Here is a 25,840-nt window from a genome sequence, read left to right as displayed (position 1 = left end):
TCTGATATATCAGATGTTAGACATCAGACATGACCACCACCCGACAGATAGCGCTCGTCGCCTTCATGCAGGCCGGCAGCACCTCGGTGTACGCAGGATCGTGGCGCCACCCCGCCACCGAGCACCGCTACCTCGACGCCTCCTACTACGCCAAGATCGGCCGGCAACTCGAAGAGGGTTGCTTCGACCTGATGTTCTTCGACGACCGGCTGGCGATGCCGGGCATCTACGGCGGCTCGGTCGCCGACGCGGTGCGCTACGGCGCGCGGCCGGTGAAGCTGGACCTGTCCATCGTGCTCGGGGTGCTCGCGCAGGCGACGTCGCGCATCGGGTTGGGCGCCACCTGCTCGACCACCTACTACCCGCCGTTCCACGTGGCCCGCACGTTCGCGACCCTCGACCACCTGTCGGGTGGTCGCGCGGCGTGGAACGTGGTCACCTCGGTCAACGACAGCGAGGCCCAAAACTTCGGTATCGACGCGCATTTGGGTCACGACGCGCGCTATGACCGCGCCGACGAGTTCCTCGACGCCGTGGTCGGCCTGTGGGACACCTGGGAGGACGACGCGGTGCTGCACGACCGGGCCGGCGGGCACTACGCCGACCCGGACAAGGTGCACGAGCTCGGCCACGTCGGCGAGTACTTCTCGGTGCGCGGACCGTTGACCGTGCCCCGCGGTCCGCAGGGCCGACCGGTCATCATCCAGGCCGGCTCGTCGGGACGGGGCCGCGAATTCGCCTCGCGCTGGGCGGATTTGATCTTCACCGGCGACCCTGGCATCGAGGTGGCCCGTAGCCACTACGCCGACCAGAAAGAGCGCATCGCCGCCACCGGCCGCGACCCGGAGTCGGTCAAGCTGTGCCCGATGGCCTATGCGGTGGTCGGCGAGTCCGAAGATCACGCCAAGCACCGCGAACAGGTCTTCCTCAACGACCTGGTGCACCCGATGGCGTCGCTCACGCTGCTCTCCGAGCTGATGAACTACGACTTCTCCCGCCACGACCTCGACGACCCGATCACCGACGAGTTGATCGCATCGGTATCCGGCATCCGCGGGCTGGTGCAAAACCTGCGCGCCCACATCGGTGGCGACACCGTCACGCTGCGCGATTTGGCCGGCCACCGCGCCACCCTGCTGCAGGGGCCCCGCTTCGTGGGCACCGGCACGCAGGTCGCCGACCAGATGGAGGAGTGGTTTCACACCGGGGCATGCGACGGATTCGTTTTGGCCGCAACACATTTGCCCGGGGCGTTCGAAGATGTGGTGCGGATGGTGGTTCCGGAGTTGCAGCGTCGCGGGCTGTTCCGCACCGGCTACCAGGGCGCGACCCTGCGCGACCACCTGGGTTTGCAGCGGCCGGCCTGCCTCAGCGCGTGATGCTCGACGGCATCCGGGTGCTCGACGTCGCCACGCTGGCGGCCGCGCCGCTGGTGGCCACCTACCTCGGTGAGTTCGGCGCCGACGTCGTCAAGGTCGAACAACCCGGCGGTGGAGACCCGATCCGCAGCTGGGGACACCAGCGCGACGGCGTCGGGCTGATGTGGAAGTCGGTGTCGCGCAACAAGCGGTCGATCACCTGCGATCTGCGGGTCACCGAGGGTCAAGCGTTGCTGCGCCGGCTGGCCGGGCACGCCGACGTGGTGATCGTCAACGCCCGGCCCTCGACATTGGCGAGGTGGGGGCTGGACTACGCCGCGCTGCGCGCGGTCAACGACCGGATCATCATGTGCCACATCACCGGATACGGCCTGTCCGGCCCGAAAAGCGACCGGCCCGGCTTCGGCACACTCGGCGAGGCGATGAGCGGCTTCGCCAACATCACCGGCCAGGCCGACGGGCCGCCCACCCTGCCGCCGTTCATGCTGGCCGATGGGGTGGCGTCGCTGAACGCCGCCTACGCGGTGATGATGGCGCTGTATCACCGCGACGTGCACGGGGCGCCCGGCCAGTTGATCGACGTCAACCTGATCGACCCGCTGGCGCGGCTGTTGGAACAGACGCTGTTGGGCTACGACCAACTGGGGCTGGTGCCGAGCCGGGCGGGCAACCGCTGGGACATCTCGGCGCCGCGCAACACTTACCGCACCGCCGACGGCCGCTGGCTGGCGATGTCGGGCAGCTCACCGGCGTTGGCGCTGAGGGTGTTTCGGGCCATCGGATGTGCTGACCTGGTCGACGACGCCGACTTCGCCGATCCGCAGCGGCGGCTGGCGCGAGCCCGCGACGTCGACCAGGTGGTCGCCGACTGGGTGGCCGGCAAGACACTGGCCGAGGCCATGACGATCCTCGAAGCTGAAAACGTCGCGGCCGCACCGGTTTACGACATCACCGAGCTGGTCGCCGACGAGCAGTTGACCCACCGCGAAGTGTTCGTCGAAGTCGCCGACGACCAACTGGGCGCCATGACCGTGCAAGCACCGGTGCCGCGGTTCTCGGCGGCGACCGGCCGCGTCGAGCACCTCGGCCCCCGGCTCGGCGAACACAACGCCGAGATCTACGGCGAGCTGCTCGGGCTGACCACCACCGACATCGACGACCTGCACGCCCGCGGCGTGCTGTAACCAAGGAGATCCGCCGATGCTGCTACGCCGCTCGGAGTTGGCCGTCCCGGCCAGCAACGACCACATGTTCGCCCACGCCGCCGGCTCCGGCGCCGACCTGGTGTTCCTCGACCTCGAGGACGCCGTCGCGCCGGCGCACAAAGAAACGGCACGCGCCAAAGCCATTGCGGCGCTGAAGGAATTGAACTGGGGGCGCACGGTCCGAGCGATTCGCATCAACGGCCTGGACACCCCGTGGTGCCACGACGACATCATCGACGTCGTCACCCAGGCGCGCGATCACCTCGACACGATCATCATCCCCAAGGTCTGCACCGCCCGCGACGTCTGGTGGGTCGACGTGCTGCTGACGCAGCTGGAAGCCAAGCTGGGGTTAGGGCGCCCGATCGCCCTTGAGGTGCTGATCGAGGAAGTCGAAGGCCTGGCCAACGCCGAGCAGATCGCGGCGGCCAGCCCCAGGCTGGACGCGTTGATCTTCGGTGTCGGCGACTTCTCGCTGTCGCAGGGGGCCCGGGTGGACACCAACTTCGTCCCGCTCGGCGACTACCCCGGTGACTTTTGGCACTACGCCCGCAACAAGGTGTTGGTCGCCGCCCGCATCGCCGGCATCGAAGCGATCGACGCGCCCTACCCCGACTACCACGACCTCGAGGGGTATGAGCGCGACGCGCGGCGGGCCGGGCTGCTCGGCTACACCGGCAAGTGGGCGATCCACCCGAGCCAGGTCCCGGTTGCCAACCAGGTGTATGCACCGACGCGCGCGGAGATCGAACTCGCCGAGCGCAACGTCGCCGCCTACCGCGACGGCGAGGAGAAGGGCCTGGGCGCGGTCGGAGTCGATGGCGTCCTGGTCGACGCCGCCCACGTCAAGATGGCGCAGGCGACGCTGGCGCGCGCCGCCCTGATCGACGGACGGGCCGGCTAGTGGTCTAGCGGCGACCCGCGGCGCCCGGCTTCGCCGCGCTTGCGATCGCCTAGACCAGCTCGGGCACCCGCAAGTGGGCCAGCGCCAGCTCGAACTCGCCGACGTCGTACTGGTCGGTGCCCAGGTCGCGAAGCCGGGAGGTGCGCAGGGAACGCGCGGCGTCTCCGTTGCGCTCCATCGCCTCGAGGCTGTCGAAGGTCGACGACGACACCGCCCGCCAGGACGTGCGGTCCAGCATCAGGCTGGCACTGCAGAAACCCTCGAGTTCTTCGATCGCGGGCAGCACCGATTCCCGGTAGAACTCGATGGCCTTGTCGAATTGATCGGGCCGCACCTTGAGCCAGGTGGCCCGCACACAGGCGCCCGGAGCGGAGTGGTGGTCGCGGTGCAGCACGGCGATCTCCCAGTCGTCCACGGTCGGGCTGCCGCCGAACACCCCGGCGGCCTGATCACGAACCGGTCGTACTTGCTCGGCGCTGGCCTGCATCGCCTGCAGCGTCTCCCAGGAGCTGGTCGCGATGCAGCGGCCGGCCTCACGATCGACCAACAACGACACACCGACACATCCGTCGATCTGCTGGAGTGTGGGCATGACCACATCACGAACGTGCGCGACGCCCGCGTCGATGGACGACGGGTGCGCCTCGATGGTGGTAGAGCGCGCGTACACGATCACCCTCCCTTTCTGGTCGAATCCGCTCGGCGGCAACGCCCCGGTGGCGCCACCGGTCCAGTAACCACCTTCCTCCAACCCGATAAGCGTCGCAATGGTTTTGCCGCGGGTCGGAGGCTTGCAATTGGAACGGTGCCGAGTCCGGCCCGTAGGCTGGTCGACGTGGACAGCGATGTGCTGGAAGTGGACACCAAGCGCCGCCGCATCGTCGATTTGACCGAGGCGGTGCGCTCGTTTTGCGCTGCCCGCGCAGACGGGCTCTGCAACGTGTTCGTCCCGCACGCGACGGCCGGGGTGGCGATCATCGAGACCGGCGCCGGTTCCGACGACGACCTCGTCGACACGCTGGAGCGGTTGCTGCCCCGCGACGACCGCTACCGCCACGCGCACGGTTCACCGGGCCACGGCGCCGACCATGTGCTGCCGGCTCTGGTGGCGCCGTCGGTGACGGTGCCGGTGGCCGGTGGCGAACCGCTGCTGGGCACCTGGCAGAGCGTGGTCCTCGTCGACCTCAACCGGGACAACCCCAAGCGGTCGGTGCGGTTGAGTTTCGTCAGCGGGTAGCCATCCGGGCGGCGCCGGTCGGCACGATCCCTGATCTGTGCAGGCCGGTAAGGTAATGCGGTCGATTTAATTACAAGGACAGCGACGGACACGTGCAGACACACGAGATCAGGAAGCGTTTCCTGGATCATTTCGTGAAAGCGGGCCACACCGAGGTTCCCAGCGCCTCGGTGATCCTCGACGACCCCAACTTGCTGTTCGTCAACGCCGGCATGGTCCAGTTCGTGCCGTTTTTTCTGGGGCAGCGCACTCCGCCCTATCCCACGGCCACCAGCATCCAGAAGTGCATCCGCACGCCGGACATCGACGAAGTCGGTATCACCACCCGGCACAACACGTTTTTTCAGATGGCCGGCAATTTCTCGTTCGGCGACTACTTCAAGCGCGGTGCCATCGAGCTGGCGTGGAGTTTGCTGACCAACAGCATCGCCGATGGCGGATACGGCTTTGACCCGGAACGAATGTGGGCCACAGTCTATTTCGACGATGACGAGGCCGCGCAATTGTGGCAGGAGGTCGCCGGTCTGCCGGCCGAGCGGATCCAGCGCCGCGGCATGGCCGACAACTATTGGTCAATGGGCATTCCCGGGCCGTGCGGCCCGTCGTCGGAGATCTACTACGACCGCGGACCGGAGTTCGGCGTCGAGGGCGGCCCAGCGGTCAACGAGGAACGCTACATCGAGATTTGGAATCTCGTGTTCATGGAAAACGAGCGTGGCGAAGGCACCACCAAGGAGGACTTCGAAATCCTCGGCCCGCTGCCGCGCAAGAACATCGACACCGGCATGGGAGTCGAGCGGGTTGCGTTTCTGCTGCAGGGCGTGCACAACGTCTACGAAACCGACCTGCTGCGCCCGGTCATCGACACGGTCGCCAGGGTGGCGGCGCGCCCCTACGACGTCGGCAACCACGACGACGATGTGCGCTACCGGGTCATCGCCGACCACAGCCGCACCGCGGCGATCCTGATCGGCGACGGGGTCAGCCCCGGCAACGACGGCCGCGGTTACGTGCTGCGCCGGCTGCTGCGCCGGGTCATCCGCTCGGCCAAGCTGCTGGGCATCGAGGACCCCATCGTGGGCGACCTGATGGCCACCGTCCGCGACGCGATGGGCCCGTCGTATCCAGAACTCGTCGCCGACTTCGACCGGATCAACCGGATCGCGGTGGCCGAAGAAACCGCGTTCAACCGCACCCTGGCGTCGGGTTCACGGCTGTTCGAGGAGGTGGCCGGCGCCACCAAAGCGTCGGGCGCCACGGTGCTGACCGGACCGGATGCCTTCACGCTGCACGACACCTACGGGTTTCCGATCGAGCTGACGCTCGAGATGGCCGCCGAAGCGGGGCTGCAGGTCGACGAAGCCGGCTTCCGGGAGTTGATGGCCCAGCAGCGCAGCCGGGCCAAAGCCGACGCCGCCGCGCGCAAACACGCCCACGCCGACCTGAGCGCCTACCGCGAGTTGGTGGACGCCGGCCCGACCGAGTTCACCGGCTTCGACGAATTGACCTCGGAGGCACGGATTCTGGGCATTTTCGTCGACGGCAAGCGGGTCCCGGTGATCGCCCACGGCACCGATGGCGCTGATCGCGTCGAGCTGGTCTTGGACCGCACGCCGCTTTACGCCGAATCCGGCGGGCAGGTCGCCGACTCCGGCACGATCAGTGGCACCGGCGCCGGCGAGACCGCCCGGGCGGCGGTCAGCGATGTGCAGAAGGTCGCCAAAACCCTGTGGGTGCACCGCGTCAACGTGGAGTCCGGCGAATTCGTCGAGGGCGACACCGTCGTCGCGGCGGTCGACGCCGGCTGGCGCAAGGGCGCCACCCAGGGACATTCGGGCACCCACATGGTGCACGCCGCGTTGCGACAAGTGCTGGGCCCCAACGCCGTTCAGGCTGGCTCGCTGAATCGGCCGGGCTATCTGCGGTTCGACTTCAACTGGCAGGGCGCGTTGACCGACGAGCAGCGCAGCCAGATCGAAGAAGTGACCAACCAGGCGGTGCAGGCCGATTTCGAGGTGCACACGTTCACCGAGCAACTCGACAAGGCCAAGGCGATGGGCGCGCTGGCGCTGTTCGGCGAAAGCTACCCCGACGAGGTGCGGGTCGTCGAAATCGGCGGGCCGTTCTCGCTGGAACTCTGTGGCGGCACGCACGTGCACAATTCGGCGCAGATCGGTCCGGTGACCATCCTGGGGGAGTCTTCGGTGGGCTCCGGGATACGCCGCGTGGAGGCCTACGTCGGGCTGGAGTCGTTCAAGCACCTGGCCAAGGAACGCGCGCTGATGGCGGGGTTGGCGTCGTCGCTGAAGGTGCCTTCGGAGGAGGTGCCCGCCCGGGTGGCCAACCTGGTGGAGCGTCTCAAGGCCGCCGAGAAAGAGCTCGAACGCGCGCGGCTGGCGAATGCCCGCGCCGCTGCGGTGAACGCCGCAGCCGGGGCACAGCGCATCGGTAACGTGCGTGTGGTGGCGCAGCGGATGTCGGCGGGAATGACGGCCGGTGATCTGCGTTCGCTGGTCGGTGATATCCGCGGCAAACTCGGCAACGATCCGGCCGTCGTCGCGTTGATCGCCGAAGGCGACAGCGGCACAGTGCCGTATGCGGTCGCCACCAACCCGGCCGCCCAGGATCTCGGGTTCCGCGCCGACGACCTGGTCAAGCAGCTGGCCGGCGCGGTGTCCGGCCGCGGCGGAGGCAAACCGGATCTGGCTCAGGGCTCGGGCAAGGACCCGACGGGCATCGACGCCGCGCTCGATGCGCTGCGAGCGCAGATTGCGCGGGTCAGCTGAGTGGACACTGCAGCGCACCGCCTTCCGGATCGCCCGGGTCGGGACGACCCCGGGCGGGGCCGGCGGCTCGGTGTCGACGCCGGCAGCGTGCGCATCGGTGTGGCCTGTAGTGACCCGGACGGGATCCTGGCCACTCCGGTGGAGACCGTGCGCCGCGACCGGTCCGGCAGCCATCTGCGCCGGCTCGCTGAGTTGGTCGCCGAACTCGAGGCGGTCGAGGTGGTCGTCGGGCTGCCGCGCACCCTGGCCGATCGCACCGGCCCGTCGGCCCGCGACGCGATCGAGTTGGCCGATCTGCTGGCCCGCCGGATCGCGCCGGTCCCGGTGCGGCTGGCCGACGAGCGGCTGACGACGGTCACCGCGCAGCGATCCCTGCGGGAGGCAGGTGTGCGGGCCAAGGGCCAGCGCGGGGTGATCGATCAGGCGGCGGCGGTGGCGATCCTGCAGGGGTGGCTCGACCAACGCCGCGCCGCGCTGCCCGGGGAGGTCAACGGTGCGTGACGGCGGCGGACGCGGCCGGCCCCGGGCTCAACCTGTTGCGGTTGGGCCCGCTCGCCGCACGATGACGCGCGCGGAACGGATCCGCGCCGAGCGCGGCCGCCGGCGCCGGCGGATCGCCGGAGGATTCGCCGCGGTCCTGCTCATCGTCGTAGTCATCGCGGCCGTCTTCGTCGGTTCCAAGTTGTGGCACACCTTCGGCTCGACGAACGACTACCGCGGCAGCGGCAAACAGGATGTGGTCATCCAGATCCAGGCCGGCGACTCGACCACCGCAATCGGCGAGACCCTGCATGATCGCGGCGTGGTCCGCACGGTCCGGGCGTTCATCGACGCCGCACACGGCAACTCCGCGATCTCGGCCATTCAGCCCGGCTTCTACCGGATGCGCACCGAGATCCCCGCATCGTCGGCGGTCCAGCGGCTCACCGACCCCGACAGCCGGGTGGGCAGGCTGGTCATCCCGGAGGGCCGCCAGCTCGACGACACCACCGACGTCAAGACCAACGCCGCGACGCCCGGCATTTTCACCCTGATCTCGCGGGCCACCTGCGTGGAGCTCGACGGGGACCGGCACTGCGCGTCGGTGACCGACCTGCGGACCGCGGCTGCCGACACGCCGCCGGCGAAGCTGGGAGTGCCCGGGTGGGCCGTCGAGCCGATGACCCGGATGGGCGCTGATCATCGCCGGATCGAGGGTTTGATCGCCCCGGGGACGTTCAACGTCAACCCGTCGGCCTCCCCGCAATCGATTCTGTCGACGCTGATCAGCACCAGCGCCGTCAACTACGTGAAATCCGGGCTGCTCGACACCGCCAAGGCGATGAACCTGTCCCCACACGCGGTGCTGGTGGTGGCGTCGCTGGTGCAACGCGAGGCCACGCCGGAGGACTTCCCGAAGGTGGCCCAAGTCATCTACAACCGGCTCGCCGAGCATCGCACGCTGGAATTCGACTCGACGGTGAACTATCCGCTGGACCGCCGGGAAGTCGCCACCACCGACGCCGACCGCGCGCAGTCCACACCCTGGAACACCTACATGTCCGAGGGGCTGCCTGCCACGCCGATCTGTTCGCCCGGCACCGACGCCCTGTCGGCCGCCGAGCACCCCGAGCCCGGTGACTGGCTGTACTTCGTCACCATCGACGCGCAGGGCACCACCCTGTTCACCCGGGACTACCAGCAGCATCTGGCCAATATCGAGCTGGCCAAACACAACGGTGTCCTCGACTCCGCGCGATGAGCGCAGCGCGCGGTAGACGGGCGGGCGTCCTCGGCTCGCCGATCGCGCATTCGCGCTCCCCGCAACTGCATCTGGCGGCCTACCGCGCGTTGGGCCTGCAGGACTGGACCTACGACCGCATCGAATGCGGCGCCGACGAACTGCCGGCCGTCGTCGGCGCTTTCGGGCCGGAATGGGTTGGTGTCTCGGTGACGATGCCGGGAAAGTTCGCCGCGCTGGCGTACGCCGACGAGCGGACCCCGCGCGCCGAGCTGGTCGGCTCGGCCAACACGCTGGTGCGCACGGCCCGCGGCTGGCGGGCTGACAACACCGACGTCGACGGCGTCGTCGGCGCGCTCGGCACCGCGTCGGGACACGCGGTGGTGTCCGGCTCCGGCGGCACCGCACCGGCGGTGGTGGTGGCGCTGGCCGAACTCGGTGTCAGCGGCATCACCGTCGTCGCGCGCAACCCCGACAAAGCCGCCCGATTGGTGCAGCTGGGTGAGCGGATCGGCGTGGCGACCCGGTTCTGCGAGCTCGACAGTAGCGCCCGGCTCGAGGAAGCGACGGTGCTGGTCAATACCTTGCCTGCGGAGGTGGCCGAGCGTTACGCGGACGCGTTGGCCGGGGTGCCGGTCTTGTTGGACGCCGTCTACGACCCGTGGCCGACGCCGCTGGCCGCCGCGGTCGGCGCGGCCGGCGGGCGGGTGATCAACGGCCTGCAGATGCTGCTGCACCAGGCGTTCGCGCAGGTCGAACAATTCACAGGCCAACCCGCGCCCCGAGCGGCGATGACCGCGGCACTGGGTTAGCCTCCCGCCGTGACGGCGGCGGTGTTGCTGTGGATGGGCTTGTTGAGTGGCCATGACCTGATGCAGCGGCGGTTGCCCAACTGGTTGACGCTGCCGGGGGCCGCGGTGATTCTGCTGGTCGCCGTGATTGCCGGTCGCGGTGTGCCGGCGCTGGCCGGTGGCTCGGGGCTGGCCGCGGTGTATCTGCTGGTGCATCTGGCGTCGCCCTCGGCGATGGGCGCCGGCGATGTGAAGCTGGCGCTCGGGCTGGGCGCGCTGACCGGCCGCTTCGGCGTCGACGTGTGGGTACTGGCGGCGCTGGGCGCGCCGCTGTTGACCGCGGCGACGGGAGTGGTCGCCCTGCTTCGGGGTGTCCGCACCGTGCCGCACGGCCCCGCGATGTGCCTGGCGAGCCTGGCGGCGGTGGGGTTGGCGGCGCTGTAGTCGTCGTACCTTCCTGGTAGGTAGGTCGACATGGACAACGCCAGATCCAACTCGGGGACCGATCCAGCGGAACCTAGACCGGTTGTCGTCGTGGGCGACGGCTCAAGGCCGCCGTTGACGCTGGCGCGTTGTCTCGCACAGTTGCTGCCGCAGCGGAAGAAAATCATCGGAAGTGAACAAAGCCCCGGCGACATGACCCGTAAGGGACAGGGGTCATCCGGGGCAGTGCACGACGAAGTTTACCGGCAATGACCGACACTGAGGAGCCTGGCACATGGTTGGAGGCCTGGCTGTCGAGGCCACGGTTTGCGGTCTATCTGGCGGCTGTCGGTGTGGATCGACGACGAGCGCTCGAACTTTACGAATGGAACACCGCCTTGTCGGCCGTATTTCTGCATGATCTGGCGCACCTGGAAGTGGCGTTGCGCAACGCTTACGACGCCGCGATCACGGCTAGCACAACGGCGGGCCGGCCGCATTGGACGACCGACCCATACCGGTTGTTTCCGGTTCGATGGCGAGCAGCGCGTGATGGCACCCGAATTGATGCGAACCGTGCTCCGCGCGAGCAGATAGAGCGAGCCGTGCGGGAGGCGGGTCCTGGTGCGCCACCCGGCAAGGTGATCGCCGAATTGACGTTTGGGTTCTGGCGCTACCTGTCCACAACGGCGCACCACCATCCGCTGTGGATTCCACATCTACACAAGGCTTTCCGACCTGGCACGAGCCGGCGAGCGGTGGACGATCCGGTCGGTCGACTGCATCAGCTCCGCAACCGGATCGCACACCATGAACCGCTACTGCGGCGCGAGACGGGGCGAGGTGTACTGAGCTTGACGACCCGCCATCTGCTCGACCGGCTTGCGGATCTGTTAACGGTTGCCGACCTGATTTCACCCGAGCTGCGCGACTACATCGCGGCGGCGAGCAGTGTGCGGGGCAAGCTGAGTGACCTTCCGCTGTGAATTACTGACAATACGAAGGCCCGGGAGCTTCACGTGTCTCGACAACGCACGTTCGAGGAGCAGCGATTGGGGATCGTCCCGGTGCCGTTGGCTTAGCTCGGCGCGGCCTGGGCGGTAACGACGAGGTCAAGCGCGCTGAGAATACCTGGGTTGGCCGCACACACTGCTGGAATCGCGTTCACCACCCGGGCCGCGGTAGCAGTTGAGCCGGGCAGCTCGCCGCCATTGAGCGCAGAGTCGAGTTGAACCGGGGGATCGCCTTCGACGGAAATTCGAGTGAGCCGTCGAGTCGGGCTACCGGACGCAATGGCGGGCTGCCAGTCTTCGACCGCCTCATCGGGCATCGACCAGATCGATGAATAACGCAACCGCGGCTGACCAGCGACGATGCCGTCGAAGCGCATCCGCACACTGGCGATCGTGCCGGCCGGGATCTCACCGGCGTCGAAGCGGTAATGACGATCGGCAATCGCGACGTCCCGGTACTCGCGGACTTCGTCAAGTCGCAAGCCCAGTCCTTGGGCCAGGAGTCGTAGGGGCGGGGTGACGGTCGCGATCATTGATCCAGGCCGATAAATCTGCGCGTCCTGTTCAGCCGTTCGACCGAAGCCCAGCATCGCGAAGAAACCGGGCACCCGATAAGCCCCGCACGGAATACGTTCCTCGACCGCGACCTTTGCGGGCAGTTCACACATACTCGCCGCGTGCACGGCAAGGATGTCGGTGGCGAAGCCCGGCGCGATACCGGTTGCCAGCAGGGAGCTGTTCCCTCGCCGGCATGCCGCTTCCAGCTTTTCTCTCAAGGCGTCGTCAAGAGAAGGTGGGTGAAATAACGCGTGATATGACGGTGTCACGACATTTTTTCCGCTGGCGAGTATTGCGGATATCTGGTCAGCGATCTCGCTAGCTTCGCGGCCGGATACAGCTGCGAAGTAGCTAACGCAGTCGGCGTCCAGTGCAAGCAGATCGTCAAAGCTGTCAGTGGCCACCACACCAACGGGGGACTCGTTGATTAGTTTGCCGGAGTCTGTGCCGGCCTTGTCGTGGCTGTGAACGAGTTGGCCGACCAGCTTGAAACGTGGCGATCTGAGGATCTGTCGAAGCGCGATGGAGCCGGTGTAGCCGGTGCCGACATGTGCTATCCGATACTGCTGTCCCATATCGAGTCCGCTCCTGAATGGCGGTTGCTGAGCGTCAAGAACGCTACGCTGGCCGGACTGCGCTCAGGCATGGTTCGGCTGGGAAGGTATTGCCTAGACCGTATGGCTCGTCGAACGTGAAGCCACTGCGAGATTCGGGCGCATTTTTCGCAACGGTTTCACGTTGGGCGTTGGCGCCGGCTTTTGGGTGGTGAGAACCCGGCGTGGGAGGATGGGACACGTGTTGCGTTGGACCACAGCTGGTGAATCCCACGGCCGTGCGCTGGTGGCCGTGGTCGAGGGCATGGTCGCCGGAGTCACCGTCACCACCGAGGACATCGCCGACCAACTGGCCCGCCGCCGCCTCGGCTACGGCCGCGGCGCCCGGATGAAGTTCGAACGCGACCAGGTCACCGTCTTGGCCGGAGTGCGCCACGGCAGCACGTTGGGCGGCCCGATCGCCATCGAGATCGGCAACACCGAATGGCCCAAGTGGGAAGAGGTGATGGCTGCCGACCCGGTCGACGCGGCCGCGCTCGAGGTGGCCCGCAACGCGCCGCTGACCCGGCCGCGGCCCGGCCACGCCGACTATGCCGGCATGCTCAAGTACGGCTTCGACGACGCCCGCCCGGTGCTGGAGCGGGCCAGCGCCCGCGAGACCGCCGCCCGCGTCGCCGCCGGCACCGTCGCCCGGCTGTTCCTGCGCCAGGCCCTCGGCGTCGAAGTGCTCTCCCATGTGGTGTCCATCGGCGCGTCGGAGCCCTACGACGGCCCGCCGCCGCAGCCCGAAGACCTCGCCGCGATCGACGCCAGTCCGGTGCGGGCCTACGACAAGGCGGCCGAACAAGCCATGATCGCCGAGATCGAAGCCGCCAAGAAGGACGGCGACACTCTCGGCGGCGTGGTGGAGGCCGTCGCGGTGGGCCTGCCGGTCGGCCTTGGATCGTTCACCAGCGGCGACAACCGGCTCGACAGTCAACTCGCGGCCGCGGTCATGGGCATCCAGGCGATCAAGGGCGTGGGCATCGGTGACGGGTTTGACACCGCCCGCCGCCGCGGCAGCCGCGCCCACGACGAGATGTATCCCGGGCCCGACGGCATCGTCCGCTCGACCAACCGGGCCGGCGGCCTGGAAGGCGGCATGACCAACGGTCAGCCGCTGCGGGTGCGTGCGGCGATGAAGCCGATTTCCACCGTGCCGCGGGCACTGGCCACCGTCGACATGGCCACCGGTGACGAGGCCGTCGCCATACATCAGCGCTCCGATGTGTGCGCGGTGCCGGCCGCCGGCGTGGTGGTCGAGACGATGGTGGCGCTGGTGTTGGCCCGTGCGGTGCTGGAGAAGTTCGGCGGTGATTCACTGACCGAAACCCGCCGCAACATCGACGCTTACCTGCGCACCGTCGCCGAGCGGCAACCCGCCGCCCAAGCTCGGGTGTCGGGGTAATGGCGCCGCGGGCGGTACTGGTGGGTTTGCCCGGATCGGGCAAGTCCACCATCGGACGTCGGCTGGCCAGAGCGCTCGGGGTCGAGTTGCTCGACACCGACGCCGCGATCGAGCAGCAGACCGGGCGCAGCATCGCCGACATCTTCGCCACCGACGGCGAGGCCGAATTCCGCCGCATCGAAGAGCAGGTGATCCGTCAGGCGCTGGCCGACCACGACGGGGTGCTGTCGCTCGGCGGCGGCGCTGTCACCACCCCGGGGGTCCGCGAGGCGCTGGCCGGCCACACGGTGGTGTTCTTGGAGATCACCGCCGCCGAAGGGGTGCGGCGCACCGGCGGCAACACCGTGCGCCCGTTGCTGGCCGGACCGGACCGCGCCGAGAAATTCCGTGCGCTGATGTCGCAGCGGATTCCGCTGTACCGGCGCGTGGCCACCATCCGGGTGAACACCAACCGCCGTAATCCCGGGGCCGTCGTCAACTACATCGTGTCGCGCCTCGACGGCGCGGGCGCGGCGGGTCGCGCTCGCCGTCGCTCGCCGTGGCGGCGCACCGCCCCGGCCACGCTGCAAGAGAGCCCCGACACGGCGCCCGACAAGCCCACGCCACCGCCCACCCCGGCCACCCCCGCCGCGCTGGCCGCCCGTCGCGCCGGAGCCCGCAAATGAGAGACATCGTCACCCCGGTCACCGTGCAGGTGGCCGTCGACCCGCCCTACCCGGTGGTGATCGGCACCGGGCTGCTCGGAGAGCTCGACGAACTGCTTTCCGGCCGGCACCGGGTGGCCATCCTGCACCAGCCGGTGCTGGCCGAAACCGCCGAGGTGATCCGAAAGCGCTTGGCCGACAAGGGTGTCGACGCGCACCGCATCGAAATCCCGGACGCCGAAGCCGGCAAGGATCTGCCGGTGGTGGGTTTCATCTGGGAAGTGTTGGGCCGCATCGGAGTTGGGCGCAATGACGCGTTGGTCAGCCTCGGCGGCGGGGCCGCCACCGACGTGGCCGGCTTCGCGGCCGCGACCTGGCTGCGCGGCGTCGACATCGTGCACATACCCACCACGTTGCTGGGGATGGTCGACGCGGCGGTCGGTGGCAAGACCGGGATCAACACCGATGCCGGCAAGAACCTGGTCGGCGCGTTTCACCAGCCGGCCGCCGTTCTTGTCGACCTGGCCACCCTGGAGACGTTGCCGCGCAACGAAATCGTGGCCGGTATGGCCGAAATCGTCAAGGCGGGTTTCATCGCCGACCCGGTGATCCTGGACCTCATCGAAGCCGATCCGCAGGCCGCGCTGGACCCGGCCGGCGATGTGCTGCCCGAGCTGATCCGCCGCGCGGTCACGGTCAAAGCCGAGGTGGTGGCCGCCGACGAGAAGGAATCGCAGCTACGCGAAATCCTCAACTACGGGCACACTTTGGGGCATGCGATCGAGCGGCGGGAACGCTACCAGTGGCGCCACGGCGCCGCGGTGTCGGTGGGCCTGGTGTTCGCCGCCGAATTGGGCCGACTGGCCGGGCGGCTCGACGACGCCACCGCCGACCGGCACCGCACAGTCCTGACGTCGCTGGGGTTGCCGGTCAGCTACGACGCCGACGCGTTGCCGCAGCTACTGGAATACATGGCCGGTGACAAGAAAACCCGCTCGGGCGTGCTGCGGTTCGTGGTGCTCGACGGGCTGGCCAAGCCCGGCCGCTTGGAGGGCCCGGACCCCGGACTGCTGGTGGCCGCCTACGCGGAGGTTGCAGCCCAGTGACGCGCGCCGACAACGATGTCGCCGGGATCGCGGGGGTACCGCCCGCTTGCGGGGGAGAGTGGCGCTTATGACAACCGTCAACGTGATCAATGGACCCAATCTGGGCCGGCTGGGCCGCCGGGAACCCGACGTGTACGGCGACACCACCCACGACGACCTGGCCGCCATGATCGAGCGCGAGGCCACTGAGCTTGGGCTGAAAGTGGTTGTGCGGCAAAGCGATAATGAAGCACAGCTGCTGGAGTGGATTCATGGCGCCGCCGATGCCGGAGAGCCGGTGATCCTCAACGCCGGCGGCCTGACCCACACGTCGGTGGCGCTGCGTGACGCGTGCACCGAGCTACGCGCGCCGTTGATCGAGGTGCATATCTCCAATGTGTATGCCCGCGAGGAGTTTCGGCGTCACTCGTACCTGAGTCCGATCGCCAGTGGGGTGATCGTCGGCCTCGGCGTAGAGGGTTATCTGCTGGCGCTGCGCTACCTGGCCGGCGTTTAGCGCTGATCTTTCTCGGTTTTGGGAGTCGGCTCGGTCTGCTCCGCCTCGGCCGCCGCGGCGGTCTCCTGGTCGTAGTCGGCCAGCTTGATTTCTTCGGTCGGCGACTCGCTGTAGGCCGGTTGCGGCGCGGTGTGCTCATCGCGCTCGGCGGTGGCGACCGCACCGGCCTGCTCCTGGCGCATCGCGCCGCCCTCGGCCGCAGCCGTCGCGTCGTCGGGCCGGACGGCGGCGAACACGTCGGTGTCGACCCGGTCCTCCTCAGCGCCGGGGCGGGGGGCGTAATCACCCTTGCGGTCGGTGCGCCAACGCCCGACCGTCGCCCCGCCGATGCCACCCAAAAACACCAGCAGCGCGGTGAAGGCGGCGAACGTCGTGATCTCGTTGATCAGCCCACCGACATAGAGGCCCTTGTAGAGCAGTCCGATCAACCACGCGACCGCGCCGCTCAGTATCCCGGCGACCAAGCCGGCCAGCAGCCAGGTCATCGCCAGGTCGTCGCGACGGTCCGGATCGGGGTGCGCCCTGGCGTCAGCGCGGCCGTCGATCACGCCCCACACCACGACACCGACGAGGAAGAGCAGCAGCAGCACAATGCTGATCATCGCGGCCGCAGTCTGAAAGGCGTTGATCAATGCGCCCTGGAACAGGCGGACGACGACCATCGCGGCGGCAAAGACCAGACCACGCAGCATCCAGTTAGTCATGAGGGCACAGCGTAGACGAGTACCGTCGTCGGGCGTGACACATTCTCAGCGTCGAGACAATCTCAGCGCCCGGATCGACGGCAACGGACTGGACGCGATGCTGATCACCGACCTGATCAATGTGCGATATCTTTCCGGATTCACCGGCTCGAATGCCGCGCTGCTGGTGTTCGCCGACCGCCGGACGCCGGTCCTGGCCACCGACGGCCGCTACCGCACCCAGGCCGCTCAGCAGGCCCCCGACGTGGAGGTGGCCATCGAGCGGGCGTGCGGTCGCTACCTGACCGGACGGGCCGCCGCCGACGGTGTGCAGCGGTTGGGTTTCGAGAGCCACGTTGTCACCGTGGACGGGTTCGACGCATTGTCCCGTGAGGCCATGGGTACCGAGTTGGTCCGCGCGTCGGGGACCGCCGAAGCGCTGCGCGAGGTCAAAGACGCCGGCGAGGTAGCCCTGCTGCGGCTGGCCTGCGAGGCCGCCGATGCCGCGCTGACCGAACTGGTGCGGCGTGGCGGGCTGCGGCCGGGCCGAACCGAACGCCAGGTGGGTCGCGAGCTGGAGGCCCTGATGCTCGACCACGGCGCCGACGGCGCCTCTTTCGAAACGATCGTGGCCGCCGGAGCAAACTCGGCGATCCCGCATCATCGGCCCACCGACGCGGTGCTGGCCACCGGTGACTTCGTCAAGATCGACTTCGGTGCGCTGGTCGGCGGTTATCACTCCGACATGACGCGCACCTTCGTGCTGGGCGCGGCCGCCGACTGGCAGCACGACATTTATCAACTGGTCGCTGCCGCCCAACAAGCCGGCCGTGAGGCGCTCGAAGCCGGCGCCAGCCTGGCCGACGTCGACGGCGCGGCGCGTGACGTGATCGCCGACGCCGGACACGGGGATCATTTCGGGCACGGGCTCGGCCACGGGGTCGGGCTTCAGATCCACGAAGCGCCAGGGATCAGCGCCGGCGCCGCCGGTACACTACTTGCGGGCTCCGTGGTGACGGTGGAGCCCGGTGTCTATGTGCCCGACCGTGGCGGCGTCCGCATCGAGGACACGTTGGTCGTGGGAACACACCGCCCCGAATTGCTGACCCGGTTCCCCAAGGAACTGGCCATTCTGACCTAGTCAACGCTGTGCTTGACCTGCGAAAGCAAGTCAACGACGAGGATCATCCGGGTGAGGTCCGCAGCGGCTGTCGCTTCTGACCACGCCCGAGGACGACACCACCCCCAGCGGTTGGGGTGATTAGTGCCAGGTGGCCCGCCGCGCCGCGTTTAGGCTTCCGGTGTGGGTTTGGCAGAAGTCAAACAGGCGGCGCTCGAAACCGCCCGGAAGATCGGCGAGGCCGCCCGCGCTTACGCAGGAAGCGACCAGCAGATCGCCGACCGCATCAACCAGCAGATGCACCCAGACAAGGACGAAGATCAGCGGCGCGGCGTGCAGGCCGTAGACAACCGGACGTTCCGCGATGCGCCGCAGTTCCCGGGCGACTCCGACGATCCGTCACGGATGACGCCGGAGCAGGCGCGAGCAGCCTACGACAGGCTCAAGGGCCACATCCGCGCGCACAATCTGTCGCCGCCACCGCCCCACGACACCGGCGCGGTAGCGGCCTACAACCGGGAAGCCGCCGCTCTGAACGCGCGAAAAGCCGCGCTTGAAGCCAGGCTCGCGGAACTGGGCGTGCCGGTGGAGGGCGAAGCCCCGGCCCACCCAGAACAGGCGCCGCCGCCATTCCCACCGCCCCAACACATGACCGGCCTGACTGAGCATGGCGCACAGCGCATCAACGGGCGAGACAGTCACGGCGTCAACGACAGCGCACTGGGCGACGCCGTTAAGCATCCGATAGGTCCGCCGCAGTATGCGCCCGACCAGTACGGCGGCAGCTATACGTACGTTGGCAAAGATGCGACAGTGATCCTTAACAAAGACGGACAGGTGATAACCGCATGGGCGAACAGCCGGAACGGATGGAGGAACCCGTGAGCAACGTCCTCGACGCCGTGACCGCCGACGCGCGCTACCTGATAACGACAGAACTCACGCAACGCAATCCGACGCTACTGGCAGAACTCCGCGCTGCACAGAAGCCGACCAACGAGCAAAGCGACGCCGTTGTGTTAGGCGTGCTCGCTCCTGCGTTGAGGGAAAACTTCGGGCCGGGGCACACGCCGAACGAATACGGCTTGGCCGTCGAGCGTGCGATAGACGCCTACCTAGAAGCGTGGCCCATCTATCGGTGAGGCCAACCAGCGCCTCGGCGGCCACACCCGACACGTCACCGTCGACCACCCCCGACAGGAACGATCCTCTGCCGCTTCTGCTCCAATACCATTGACCAACCAAAACCGGTTCCCCAAGGAACTGGCCATTCTCTAGGAGACTCGTGGCATCGACTGCCGACTTCAAGAACGGACTCGTGCTGGTGATCGACGGCCAGCTGTGGCAGATCGTCGAATTCCAGCACGTCAAACCCGGCAAGGGCCCGGCGTTCGTGCGCACCAAGCTGAAGAACGTCGTCTCCGGCAAGGTGGTCGACAAGACGTACAACGCCGGGGTGAAGGTGGAGACAGCTACCGTCGACCGCCGCGACACCACCTACCTGTACCGCGACGGCTCGGACTTCGTGTTCATGGACAGCCAGGATTACGAGCAGCACCCGCTACCGGAGTCGCTGGTGGGCAACGCCGCGAATTTCTTGCTGGAGGGCATGCCGGTACAGGTCGCCTTCCACAACGGGTCGGCGCTGTACATCGATCTGCCGGTGACTGTCGAGCTGGAGGTCACCCACACCGACCCGGGCCTGCAGGGCGACCGCTCCAGCGCGGGCACCAAGCCGGCGACGCTGGAGACCGGCGCCCAAATCAACGTGCCGCTGTTCATCAACACCGGCGACAAGCTCAAAGTCGACTCCCGCGACGGCAGCTACCTCGGCCGTGCTTGACGATGGCTGACGCCAAGCCGGCCAGGCCGATCAAAGGACGTCATCAGGCCCGCAAACGCGCCGTCGACCTGCTGTTCGAGGCCGAGGCCCGCGGTTTGACACCGGTCGAGGTCGCCGATGCCCGGTCCGCGCTGGCAGCGGCGAAACCCGACGTCGCGCCGCTGCATCCGTACACCGAGACCGTGGTCCGCGGGGTCGCCGAGCACACCGCCCATATCGACGAGCTGATCGCGTCGCACCTGCAGGGCTGGACCCTGGAACGACTGCCGGCGGTGGACCGGGCCATCCTGCGGGTCGCGGTGTGGGAGTTGCTGCACGCCGACGACGTGCCGGAGCCGGTGGCCGTGGACGAGGCGGTGCAGTTGGCCAAGGAGCTGTCCACCGACGACTCGCCCGGATTCGTCAACGGTGTGCTCGGGCAAGTGATGCTGGTGACACCACAGATCCGCGCTGCCTCGCAAGCCCTGCGGGGAGGGAACCACCCGTTGTGACCCGGCTGGAGTTGCGGGTGGTCATCGCGGGCGTGCTGGCCGCGACGGTGGTGCTGGGCGCCGTCGTGTGCGCGGCCTACGGACAGGCGGCGATCGCGGCGGCGCTGGCGATCTACGCGCTGGGCGTCGGGGCGTGGCTGTATCACTCGGTCGAGCGTTACGTGGTGGCCCGGCGCATCAACACCGTTCGCTCGGTGGCCAAGCCGCTGTCGCCGCTGCTTCCGGTGATGGCCGCCATCATGGGGCTGACCCAGGCCGTGGTGCGCTCGCTGTCCGACGTCACCGAGGTGCCGGCGCGGGGATGGCGGTGGATGGCCATCAGCCGTGGTTCCCCGGACGACGAACTGGAGCGCTGACGGCGGCCCACGTCGACGAAACCGCCTCATCCTGATCACCGGCGAGACACACTGGCCTCATGGATCGAAACGGCGAGCGCCCGAGACGACTTCGTGTTTCCGCGCTGGCGGCGGTAGCCAACCCGTCGTATTCGCGGATGGATACCTGGAACCTGCTCGACGACGCCTGCCATCAGCTCGCGGTGGTCAACCGTGCCGGGTTGGACACCACCCACGAAGCGGCTCGCGTCAAGCGTCTGCTGAATCGCCTCGGCGCCTACGAGCGGTATTGGCTTTACCCCGGCGCGGAGAACCTCGCCACCTTCCGCCGCTATCTCGACAACCTCGCGACGGTCAGCCTCTCCGATGGGGTGTCGCTCGCGGTGCGGCTGCTGTCCGAATACGGCGATCGCGCAGCGTTGTTCGACACCTCGGCGTCGCTGGCCGACCAGGAGCTGGTGGCCCGGGCCAAAGAACAGCAGTTCTACACCGTGCTGCTCGGCGACGATGCCCCGGAGACGGCCCCGGAGAGCCTGGCCGAATGCCTGCGCGCGCTGCGCGATCCCTCCGACGACGTGCAGTTCGAGCTGCTGGTGGTGACCAGCGTCGAAGACGCCATCACCGCGGTCGCGTTGAACGGCGAAATTCAGGCCGCGATCATCCGCCACGACCTGCCACTGCGGTCCCGCGACCGGGTGCCGCTGATGACCACCTTGCTTGGCGGCAACGACGACGCGGTCGCCACCGACCGCACCCACGACTGGGTGGAGTGCGGCGAATGGATCCGCGAACTGCGGCCACACATCGACCTGTACCTGCTCACCGACGAGTCGATCGCCGCCGACACCGAGGACGAACCAGACATCTACGACCGCACGTTCTATCGGCTCAACGATGTCACCGACTTGCACAGCACCGTGCTTGCCGGCATCCGGAATCGTTTCGCCACACCGTTTTTCGACGCGCTGCGGGCCTATGCGGCCCGACCGGCCGGCCAGTTTCATGCGCTTCCGGTCGCGCGCGGCGCCAGCATCTTCAATTCAAAGTCGCTGCAGGACATGGGGGAGTTCTACGGCCGCAATATCTTCATGGCCGAGACGTCGTCGACGTCGGGCGGGCTGGATTCGCTGCTGGACCCACACGGCACGATCCGGGCGGCGATGGACAAGGCCGCGTTGACCTGGAACGCCAACAACACCTACTTCGTCACCAATGGCACGTCGACCGCCAACAAGATCGTCGTGCAGGCGCTGACCCGGCCCGGCGACATCGTGTTGATCGACCGCAACTGCCATAAGTCACACCACTACGGCCTGGTGCTGGCCGGGGCCTACCCGCTGTATCTGGATGCCTACGAGCTCAAGCCGTTCGCCATCTATGGCGCGGTGTCGCTGGACACCATCAAAAACGCGCTGCTGGATCTTGAAGCGGCCGGGCAGCTGGACCGGGTACGGATGCTGCTGCTCACCAACTGCACCTTCGACGGCGTCGTCTACAACCCGCGCCGGGTGATGGAAGAAGTGCTGGCCATCAAACCCGACATCTGCTTTTTGTGGGACGAGGCCTGGTACGCGTTTGCCACCGCGGTGCCCTGGGCGCGCCAGCGCACCGCGATGATTGCCGCCGAGCAACTGGAGTCGATGCTGTCGTCGGCCTCATACGCCGAGCAGTACCGCGAATGGCAGGCGTCGATGCAGGGGGTCGACCGCGAACAGTGGCGGACCCGGCGGCTGCTGCCCGACCCCGACCGGGCGCGGATCCGAGTGTATGCGACGCATTCGACGCATAAGTCGCTGTCGGCGCTGCGGCAGGCCTCGATGATCCACATTCGCGACCAGGACTTCAAGGCGCTGAGCCGGGACGCGTTCGGGGAGGCGTTTTTGACCCACACCTCGACGTCGCCCAATCAGCAGCTGCTCGCGTCGTTGGATTTGGCGCGCCGCCAGGTCGACATCGAGGGTTTCCAGATGGTGCGCTACGTCTACGACATGGCGCTGGTCTTTCGTCACCGGGTGCGCAAAGACCGGTTGATCGGCAAGTGGTTTCGCATCCTCGACGAGTCCGACCTGGTGCCCGACGAGTTTCGGGCGTCGACGGTCAGTTCCTACCGTCAGGTGCGGCAGGGCGCGTTGGCGGAGTGGAACGAGGCCTGGCGCTCCGATCAGTTCGTGTTGGACCCGACCCGCGTGACGTTGTTCATCGGCAAGACTGGAATGAACGGCTACGACTTCCGCGAGAAGATCCTGATGGACCGGTTCGGGATTCAGATCAACAAGACCTCGATCAACAGTGTGTTGTTGATCTTCACGATCGGCGTCACCTGGTCGAGCGTGCACTATCTGCTCGACGCGCTGCGCCGGGTGGCCGGCGATCTCGAACGGAGCCAATGCGCGGCCAGCAAGGATGACCGTGCCCTGCAACAGCGCCGGGTCGAGGAGATTACCGAGGACCTGCCGCCGCTGCCCGACTTCAGCGAGTTCGACGACGCATTCCGCCCCGAGAAGGTCTGTTTGTTCGGCGACATGCGGTCGGCGTTCTACGCCGGATACGAGGACGCCGACCGCGAACACGTCCAGCTCGGCGCAGCGGGGCGCCGGCTGGCCGAGGGAAAGCCGTTGGTGTCCACCACTTTTGTGGTGCCCTATCCGCCCGGTTTCCCGGTGCTGGTGCCGGGCCAGGTGGTCTCCAAGGAGATCTTGTATTTCCTTGCCGAGCTCGACGTCAAGGAAATCCACGGTTACAACCCGGAGTTGGGACTGTCGGTGTTCACCGAGGACGCGTTGCAACGGATGAGCGCGGCGCGTCGCGCGGTGGCCGAGGCAAGCGGCAACGGCAACGCCGCGCAGGTGGCGGTGGCATCAACCCGCGCTGTGCTCGGGTAACCCCCTTTTTGCGCGAGCGTGCGTGTCCCCGGCCGACACGCCGCGTGGATAACCGGATCTGCGCACGTTCGCGACTGGCCCGCCATAGGGAAGGGTGCGTTGAGGTTGGCGGGAGCGCGCGATCGACGCTCCGTCCATGACGGCGACGGGCACAGCAGCCAGCCCTAAGCGGCGGTCTTGTCGGAAAGCGACAACAGCGCACGGCGGGCTTGTCGCGTTGTGGCAAGCGCTGCGATGCCAACGTCGCCGACAATGGGTCTTGATGGCCGTAGATACAGAAGAATATGACCCAAAATGACTGCGACCGAATGAGTTTGCGTGACATGACGGCGGTCACATCATCGACAACACCGTTCCCTAAAGCGTTAGAAGCTGCCGCGAAGTAGACAATCAGGAGGCCCAGTGTCTATCGCTAACAATCCTTTTGGCCCGAAGCCCCGCGCACGCCAGCGTGCCCGAAGTGGTTGTGCGGCAACTGCTCGGCACGGCATGTCGCTGAGTACACATTTCCAATCGGATATCACCGCTGTCGAGGTACGGGGCGTGCTCGACGCTTGCGGCGCCGCCCGGCTGAGCGATTACGTCATTGAGTTGGCTAATCCGGGGCGACCTCTCATCATCGACCTCTCCAGTGTGGATTTCGTTGGCGGTCAAGGCTTCCAAGCCATGATTAGATTCGCCCAACACTGCCAGCAGATAGGCGTGCAATGGGCTCTGGTAGCCAACGCCGCGGTGAGCCGCCTGCTGCGCGCAATGGACAGCACCGACCGATTGCCCATAGCAGCCGACCTAAAGGACGCTCGGCGGCTGCTGGCGCTTTATCACCAGACATGGGCGCCGACGGTATCGCGTCACCCAGCGGCGGTCAGATGAGCCAGAGCCAGCGGGACTAGCGCATTGCGTGGCACACGGCTTGAAGGACCGGCGAGAGGAACAAGGTGGCGAACTATGAGCGCGATCGAGCGGCTCGATGAGAACGATCTGCGGGAAATATCCCAGCGAACCGACAAGCTCGGGGTGTTGTCCGTCTACCTGAGCGCAGATCCCAGCCAAGGCCCGAACCTGCAAGGGGTCGCGATCGACCTGAGAAACCGCTTTCGGGAGTTGCAGCGTCGCATTTCCGAGGATGGCGGTCCTGATCAGCGCCGCGTGGCTGCCGCGCTCGAGCGACTCTGGCCGCAGATAGAGAGCCTGGCAAGCCCGACAGCATCGGGACGCGGCCGCATCGCCTTCGCCGCGTTAAATAGCGACTGGGTCCTGCGATTTGAGAGCGCCATGCCAGTGGCCAATCGGGTGGTGTTCGACGAGGGACCATTCATCCACCCGCTGCTGGAATTGCTCGACGAAGGTCGGACAGCTGGCGTCGTCCTGGTATCGGCCGAGGAGGCCCGGCTGCTCGAGTGGCGAGCCGGGTCGCTTCGGATGCTGAGTGAGATGGCGCAGCCGTATGTTGAGGCGCCGCACGAGCGTGCCGGGCAAGTCGGCGGCGGCCCGGAAGGGCAGTTTCACACACCGGTCCGCGAACAGCGCCAAGCTCGCGACCGCGACCGGATCGAACGCTTCTTAGACCAGGTGACCAAGGCCGCTGCGAAGCTGGCCGATGATCGCGGCTGGGAGCGGATCCTCATCAGCGGCGGGGAGCGCTGGACCGAACCGACCGTCGCGAGGCTGCCCCACACGCTTCGCGGCAACGTATTTGCCGACGCTCGGGTTCTCAACGGGCTGGATGACGGTGCGCTCGCAACGGCCGTCACGGAGTGGGTTCATGGGCAGCACGGCGAACGGGAACAGCAACTCCTGGAAGAGGTCCGCGATGCCGCGGGGTCAGGCGTCGCCGCCCTGGGGTTGTCCGAGGTAGCTGCCGCGCTGAACGCTGGGCGAGTCGCGCACTTGGTGTATGACCCGCAGGTCCGCTACACCGGGACGGTGGGCGCCGACGGGGCGTTGTACGCCGGCGAGGAAGTCGGCCCCGACGGACAAGCGGGAACGCCGGAACCTCGATTGACCGAAAGGCTCGTCGAGCGAGCACTCAATACTGGGGCCCGAATTAGTCCCGTCGAGGGCGCGGCCGATGGGGCGCTGAGAGACACCGCGGGTGTGGCCGCGCTGCTGCGCTGGTAAGGCCCGGTAGGCCCTGCTTCGACGGGTGGCGCTGTGGCGAAGTGACAAAAGCAGACGTTCGCGTTGTCGCACCATGCCAAGGCAGTCATCGGAATCCGTACC

The 25,840-nt window shown here is 67.5% G+C and carries 26 protein-coding genes; 23 read left to right on the top strand and 3 right to left on the bottom strand.

All coding sequences use genetic code 11. The features are described from left to right. Positions 1-29 precede the first annotated feature (29 nt). Genes A5707_RS08410 through A5707_RS08400 form a run of 3 tightly spaced genes read left to right on the top strand, consistent with a single transcriptional unit; the run spans position 30 to position 3,488 of the window. Positions 30-1,379 (top strand): LLM class flavin-dependent oxidoreductase, encoded by a 1,350-nt coding sequence (locus A5707_RS08410; protein WP_065014042.1) that lies wholly within the window; start codon positions 30-32, stop codon positions 1,377-1,379. Further along, positions 1,379-2,563, top strand: coding sequence for a CaiB/BaiF CoA transferase family protein (locus tag A5707_RS08405; RefSeq protein WP_065014041.1), 1,185 nt, complete (start codon positions 1,379-1,381; stop codon positions 2,561-2,563). Before A5707_RS08410 ends, A5707_RS08405 begins: the two co-directional genes overlap by 1 nt. Positions 2,564-2,579: 16 nt before the next feature. Beyond that, positions 2,580-3,488: an HpcH/HpaI aldolase/citrate lyase family protein gene (locus A5707_RS08400; protein WP_065014040.1), complete on the top strand. Its 909-nt coding sequence runs from the start codon at positions 2,580-2,582 to the stop codon at positions 3,486-3,488. Positions 3,489-3,537: 49 nt separating this feature from the next. Here the strand turns inward: A5707_RS08400 and A5707_RS08395 are convergent, their stop codons facing one another. After that, positions 3,538-4,158: an antibiotic biosynthesis monooxygenase gene (locus tag A5707_RS08395; protein ID WP_065014075.1), complete on the bottom strand. Its 621-nt coding sequence runs from the start codon at positions 4,156-4,158 to the stop codon at positions 3,538-3,540. A 177-nt stretch (positions 4,159-4,335) separates the two neighbouring features. Between A5707_RS08395 and A5707_RS08390 the strand changes: the two genes are divergently transcribed. The 7 genes from A5707_RS08390 (at position 4,336) to A5707_RS08360 (ending at position 11,431) form a co-directional block, all read left to right on the top strand. Then, on the top strand, positions 4,336-4,725 hold the full coding sequence (locus A5707_RS08390) for a secondary thiamine-phosphate synthase enzyme YjbQ (protein WP_197495289.1): 390 nt from the start codon (positions 4,336-4,338) through the stop codon (positions 4,723-4,725). A 92-nt stretch (positions 4,726-4,817) separates the two neighbouring features. Further along, positions 4,818-7,511 (top strand): alanine--tRNA ligase, encoded by a 2,694-nt coding sequence (alaS, locus tag A5707_RS08385; protein WP_065014038.1) that lies wholly within the window; start codon positions 4,818-4,820, stop codon positions 7,509-7,511. Further along, a complete protein-coding gene (gene ruvX, locus A5707_RS08380) occupies positions 7,512-8,012 on the top strand; it encodes a Holliday junction resolvase RuvX (protein ID WP_065014037.1) in 501 nt (166 codons plus the stop codon). A gap of 61 nt (positions 8,013-8,073) precedes the next feature. After that, positions 8,074-9,252 carry an endolytic transglycosylase MltG gene (locus A5707_RS08375; protein WP_419866401.1) on the top strand — a complete coding sequence of 393 codons (1,179 nt, stop codon included), beginning with the start codon at positions 8,074-8,076 and terminating at the stop codon, positions 9,250-9,252. Beyond that, positions 9,249-10,043, top strand: a complete 795-nt coding sequence (locus tag A5707_RS08370) for a shikimate dehydrogenase (protein ID WP_065014035.1) — start codon at positions 9,249-9,251, stop codon at positions 10,041-10,043. Before A5707_RS08375 ends, A5707_RS08370 begins: the two co-directional genes overlap by 4 nt. Positions 10,044-10,076: 33 nt before the next feature. After that, positions 10,077-10,466, top strand: coding sequence for a prepilin peptidase (locus A5707_RS08365; protein ID WP_065014074.1), 390 nt, complete (start codon positions 10,077-10,079; stop codon positions 10,464-10,466). A 248-nt stretch (positions 10,467-10,714) separates the two neighbouring features. After that, positions 10,715-11,431 carry an Abi family protein gene (locus tag A5707_RS08360; RefSeq protein ID WP_065014034.1) on the top strand — a complete coding sequence of 239 codons (717 nt, stop codon included), beginning with the start codon at positions 10,715-10,717 and terminating at the stop codon, positions 11,429-11,431. A 92-nt stretch (positions 11,432-11,523) separates the two neighbouring features. Here the strand turns inward: A5707_RS08360 and A5707_RS08355 are convergent, their stop codons facing one another. Next, entirely contained in the window at positions 11,524-12,591 is a 1,068-nt protein-coding gene (locus A5707_RS08355; protein WP_065014033.1) for a hypothetical protein, read from the bottom strand. Positions 12,592-12,811: 220 nt separating this feature from the next. Between A5707_RS08355 and aroC the strand changes: the two genes are divergently transcribed. The 4 genes from aroC (at position 12,812) to aroQ (ending at position 16,263) form a co-directional block, all read left to right on the top strand. Continuing rightward, entirely contained in the window at positions 12,812-14,017 is a 1,206-nt protein-coding gene (gene aroC, locus A5707_RS08350) for a chorismate synthase (RefSeq protein ID WP_065014073.1), read from the top strand. Next, a complete protein-coding gene (locus tag A5707_RS08345; protein ID WP_065014032.1) occupies positions 14,017-14,682 on the top strand; it encodes a shikimate kinase in 666 nt (221 codons plus the stop codon). Before aroC ends, A5707_RS08345 begins: the two co-directional genes overlap by 1 nt. After that, positions 14,679-15,767, top strand: a complete 1,089-nt coding sequence (gene aroB / locus A5707_RS08340; RefSeq protein WP_065014031.1) for a 3-dehydroquinate synthase — start codon at positions 14,679-14,681, stop codon at positions 15,765-15,767. Before A5707_RS08345 ends, aroB begins: the two co-directional genes overlap by 4 nt. Positions 15,768-15,834: 67 nt before the next feature. Continuing rightward, positions 15,835-16,263, top strand: coding sequence for a type II 3-dehydroquinate dehydratase (aroQ, locus tag A5707_RS08335; RefSeq protein ID WP_065014030.1), 429 nt, complete (start codon positions 15,835-15,837; stop codon positions 16,261-16,263). Here the strand turns inward: aroQ and A5707_RS08330 are convergent. Next, positions 16,260-16,967: a B-4DMT family transporter gene (locus A5707_RS08330; protein WP_065014029.1), complete on the bottom strand. Its 708-nt coding sequence runs from the start codon at positions 16,965-16,967 to the stop codon at positions 16,260-16,262. The two genes, aroQ and A5707_RS08330, sit on opposite strands and share 4 nt — an antisense overlap. Positions 16,968-17,001: 34 nt before the next feature. Between A5707_RS08330 and A5707_RS08325 the strand changes: the two genes are divergently transcribed. The 9 genes from A5707_RS08325 (at position 17,002) to A5707_RS08285 (ending at position 25,738) form a co-directional block, all read left to right on the top strand. Next, a complete protein-coding gene (locus A5707_RS08325; protein WP_065014028.1) occupies positions 17,002-18,087 on the top strand; it encodes a M24 family metallopeptidase in 1,086 nt (361 codons plus the stop codon). Positions 18,088-18,249: 162 nt separating this feature from the next. Continuing rightward, on the top strand, positions 18,250-18,951 hold the full coding sequence (locus tag A5707_RS08320) for a hypothetical protein (RefSeq protein ID WP_065014027.1): 702 nt from the start codon (positions 18,250-18,252) through the stop codon (positions 18,949-18,951). Further along, complete coding sequence (locus A5707_RS08315) at positions 18,936-19,208, top strand: hypothetical protein (RefSeq protein WP_065014026.1); 273 nt, start codon at positions 18,936-18,938, stop codon at positions 19,206-19,208. Before A5707_RS08320 ends, A5707_RS08315 begins: the two co-directional genes overlap by 16 nt. Before the next feature lie 143 nt (positions 19,209-19,351). Then, the gene (efp, locus tag A5707_RS08310; RefSeq protein ID WP_065014025.1) at positions 19,352-19,909 is read left to right on the top strand and encodes an elongation factor P; all 558 of its coding nucleotides are present in this window, start codon (positions 19,352-19,354) and stop codon (positions 19,907-19,909) included. Positions 19,910-19,911: 2 nt separating this feature from the next. Beyond that, positions 19,912-20,400 (top strand): transcription antitermination factor NusB, encoded by a 489-nt coding sequence (nusB, locus tag A5707_RS08305; protein WP_065014024.1) that lies wholly within the window; start codon positions 19,912-19,914, stop codon positions 20,398-20,400. Beyond that, on the top strand, positions 20,397-20,756 hold the full coding sequence (locus A5707_RS08300) for an antitermination protein NusB (RefSeq protein ID WP_065014023.1): 360 nt from the start codon (positions 20,397-20,399) through the stop codon (positions 20,754-20,756). Before nusB ends, A5707_RS08300 begins: the two co-directional genes overlap by 4 nt. 59 nt (positions 20,757-20,815) lie before the next feature. After that, the gene (locus A5707_RS08295; RefSeq protein ID WP_065014022.1) at positions 20,816-23,617 is read left to right on the top strand and encodes an aminotransferase class I/II-fold pyridoxal phosphate-dependent enzyme; all 2,802 of its coding nucleotides are present in this window, start codon (positions 20,816-20,818) and stop codon (positions 23,615-23,617) included. A 402-nt stretch (positions 23,618-24,019) separates the two neighbouring features. Then, positions 24,020-24,490: an STAS domain-containing protein gene (locus A5707_RS08290; RefSeq protein WP_156657692.1), complete on the top strand. Its 471-nt coding sequence runs from the start codon at positions 24,020-24,022 to the stop codon at positions 24,488-24,490. Between the two features lie 75 nt (positions 24,491-24,565). Next, on the top strand, positions 24,566-25,738 hold the full coding sequence (locus tag A5707_RS08285; RefSeq protein WP_065014020.1) for a hypothetical protein: 1,173 nt from the start codon (positions 24,566-24,568) through the stop codon (positions 25,736-25,738). Positions 25,739-25,840: the final 102 nt, after the last annotated feature.

The sequence above is a fragment of the Mycobacterium kyorinense genome (assembly GCF_001672775.1).
GTDB lineage: Bacteria > Actinomycetota > Actinomycetes > Mycobacteriales > Mycobacteriaceae > Mycobacterium > Mycobacterium kyorinense_A.
Note: the sequence above shows the minus strand (reverse complement) of the source record. Positions and strands in the feature narration are given on the sequence as shown.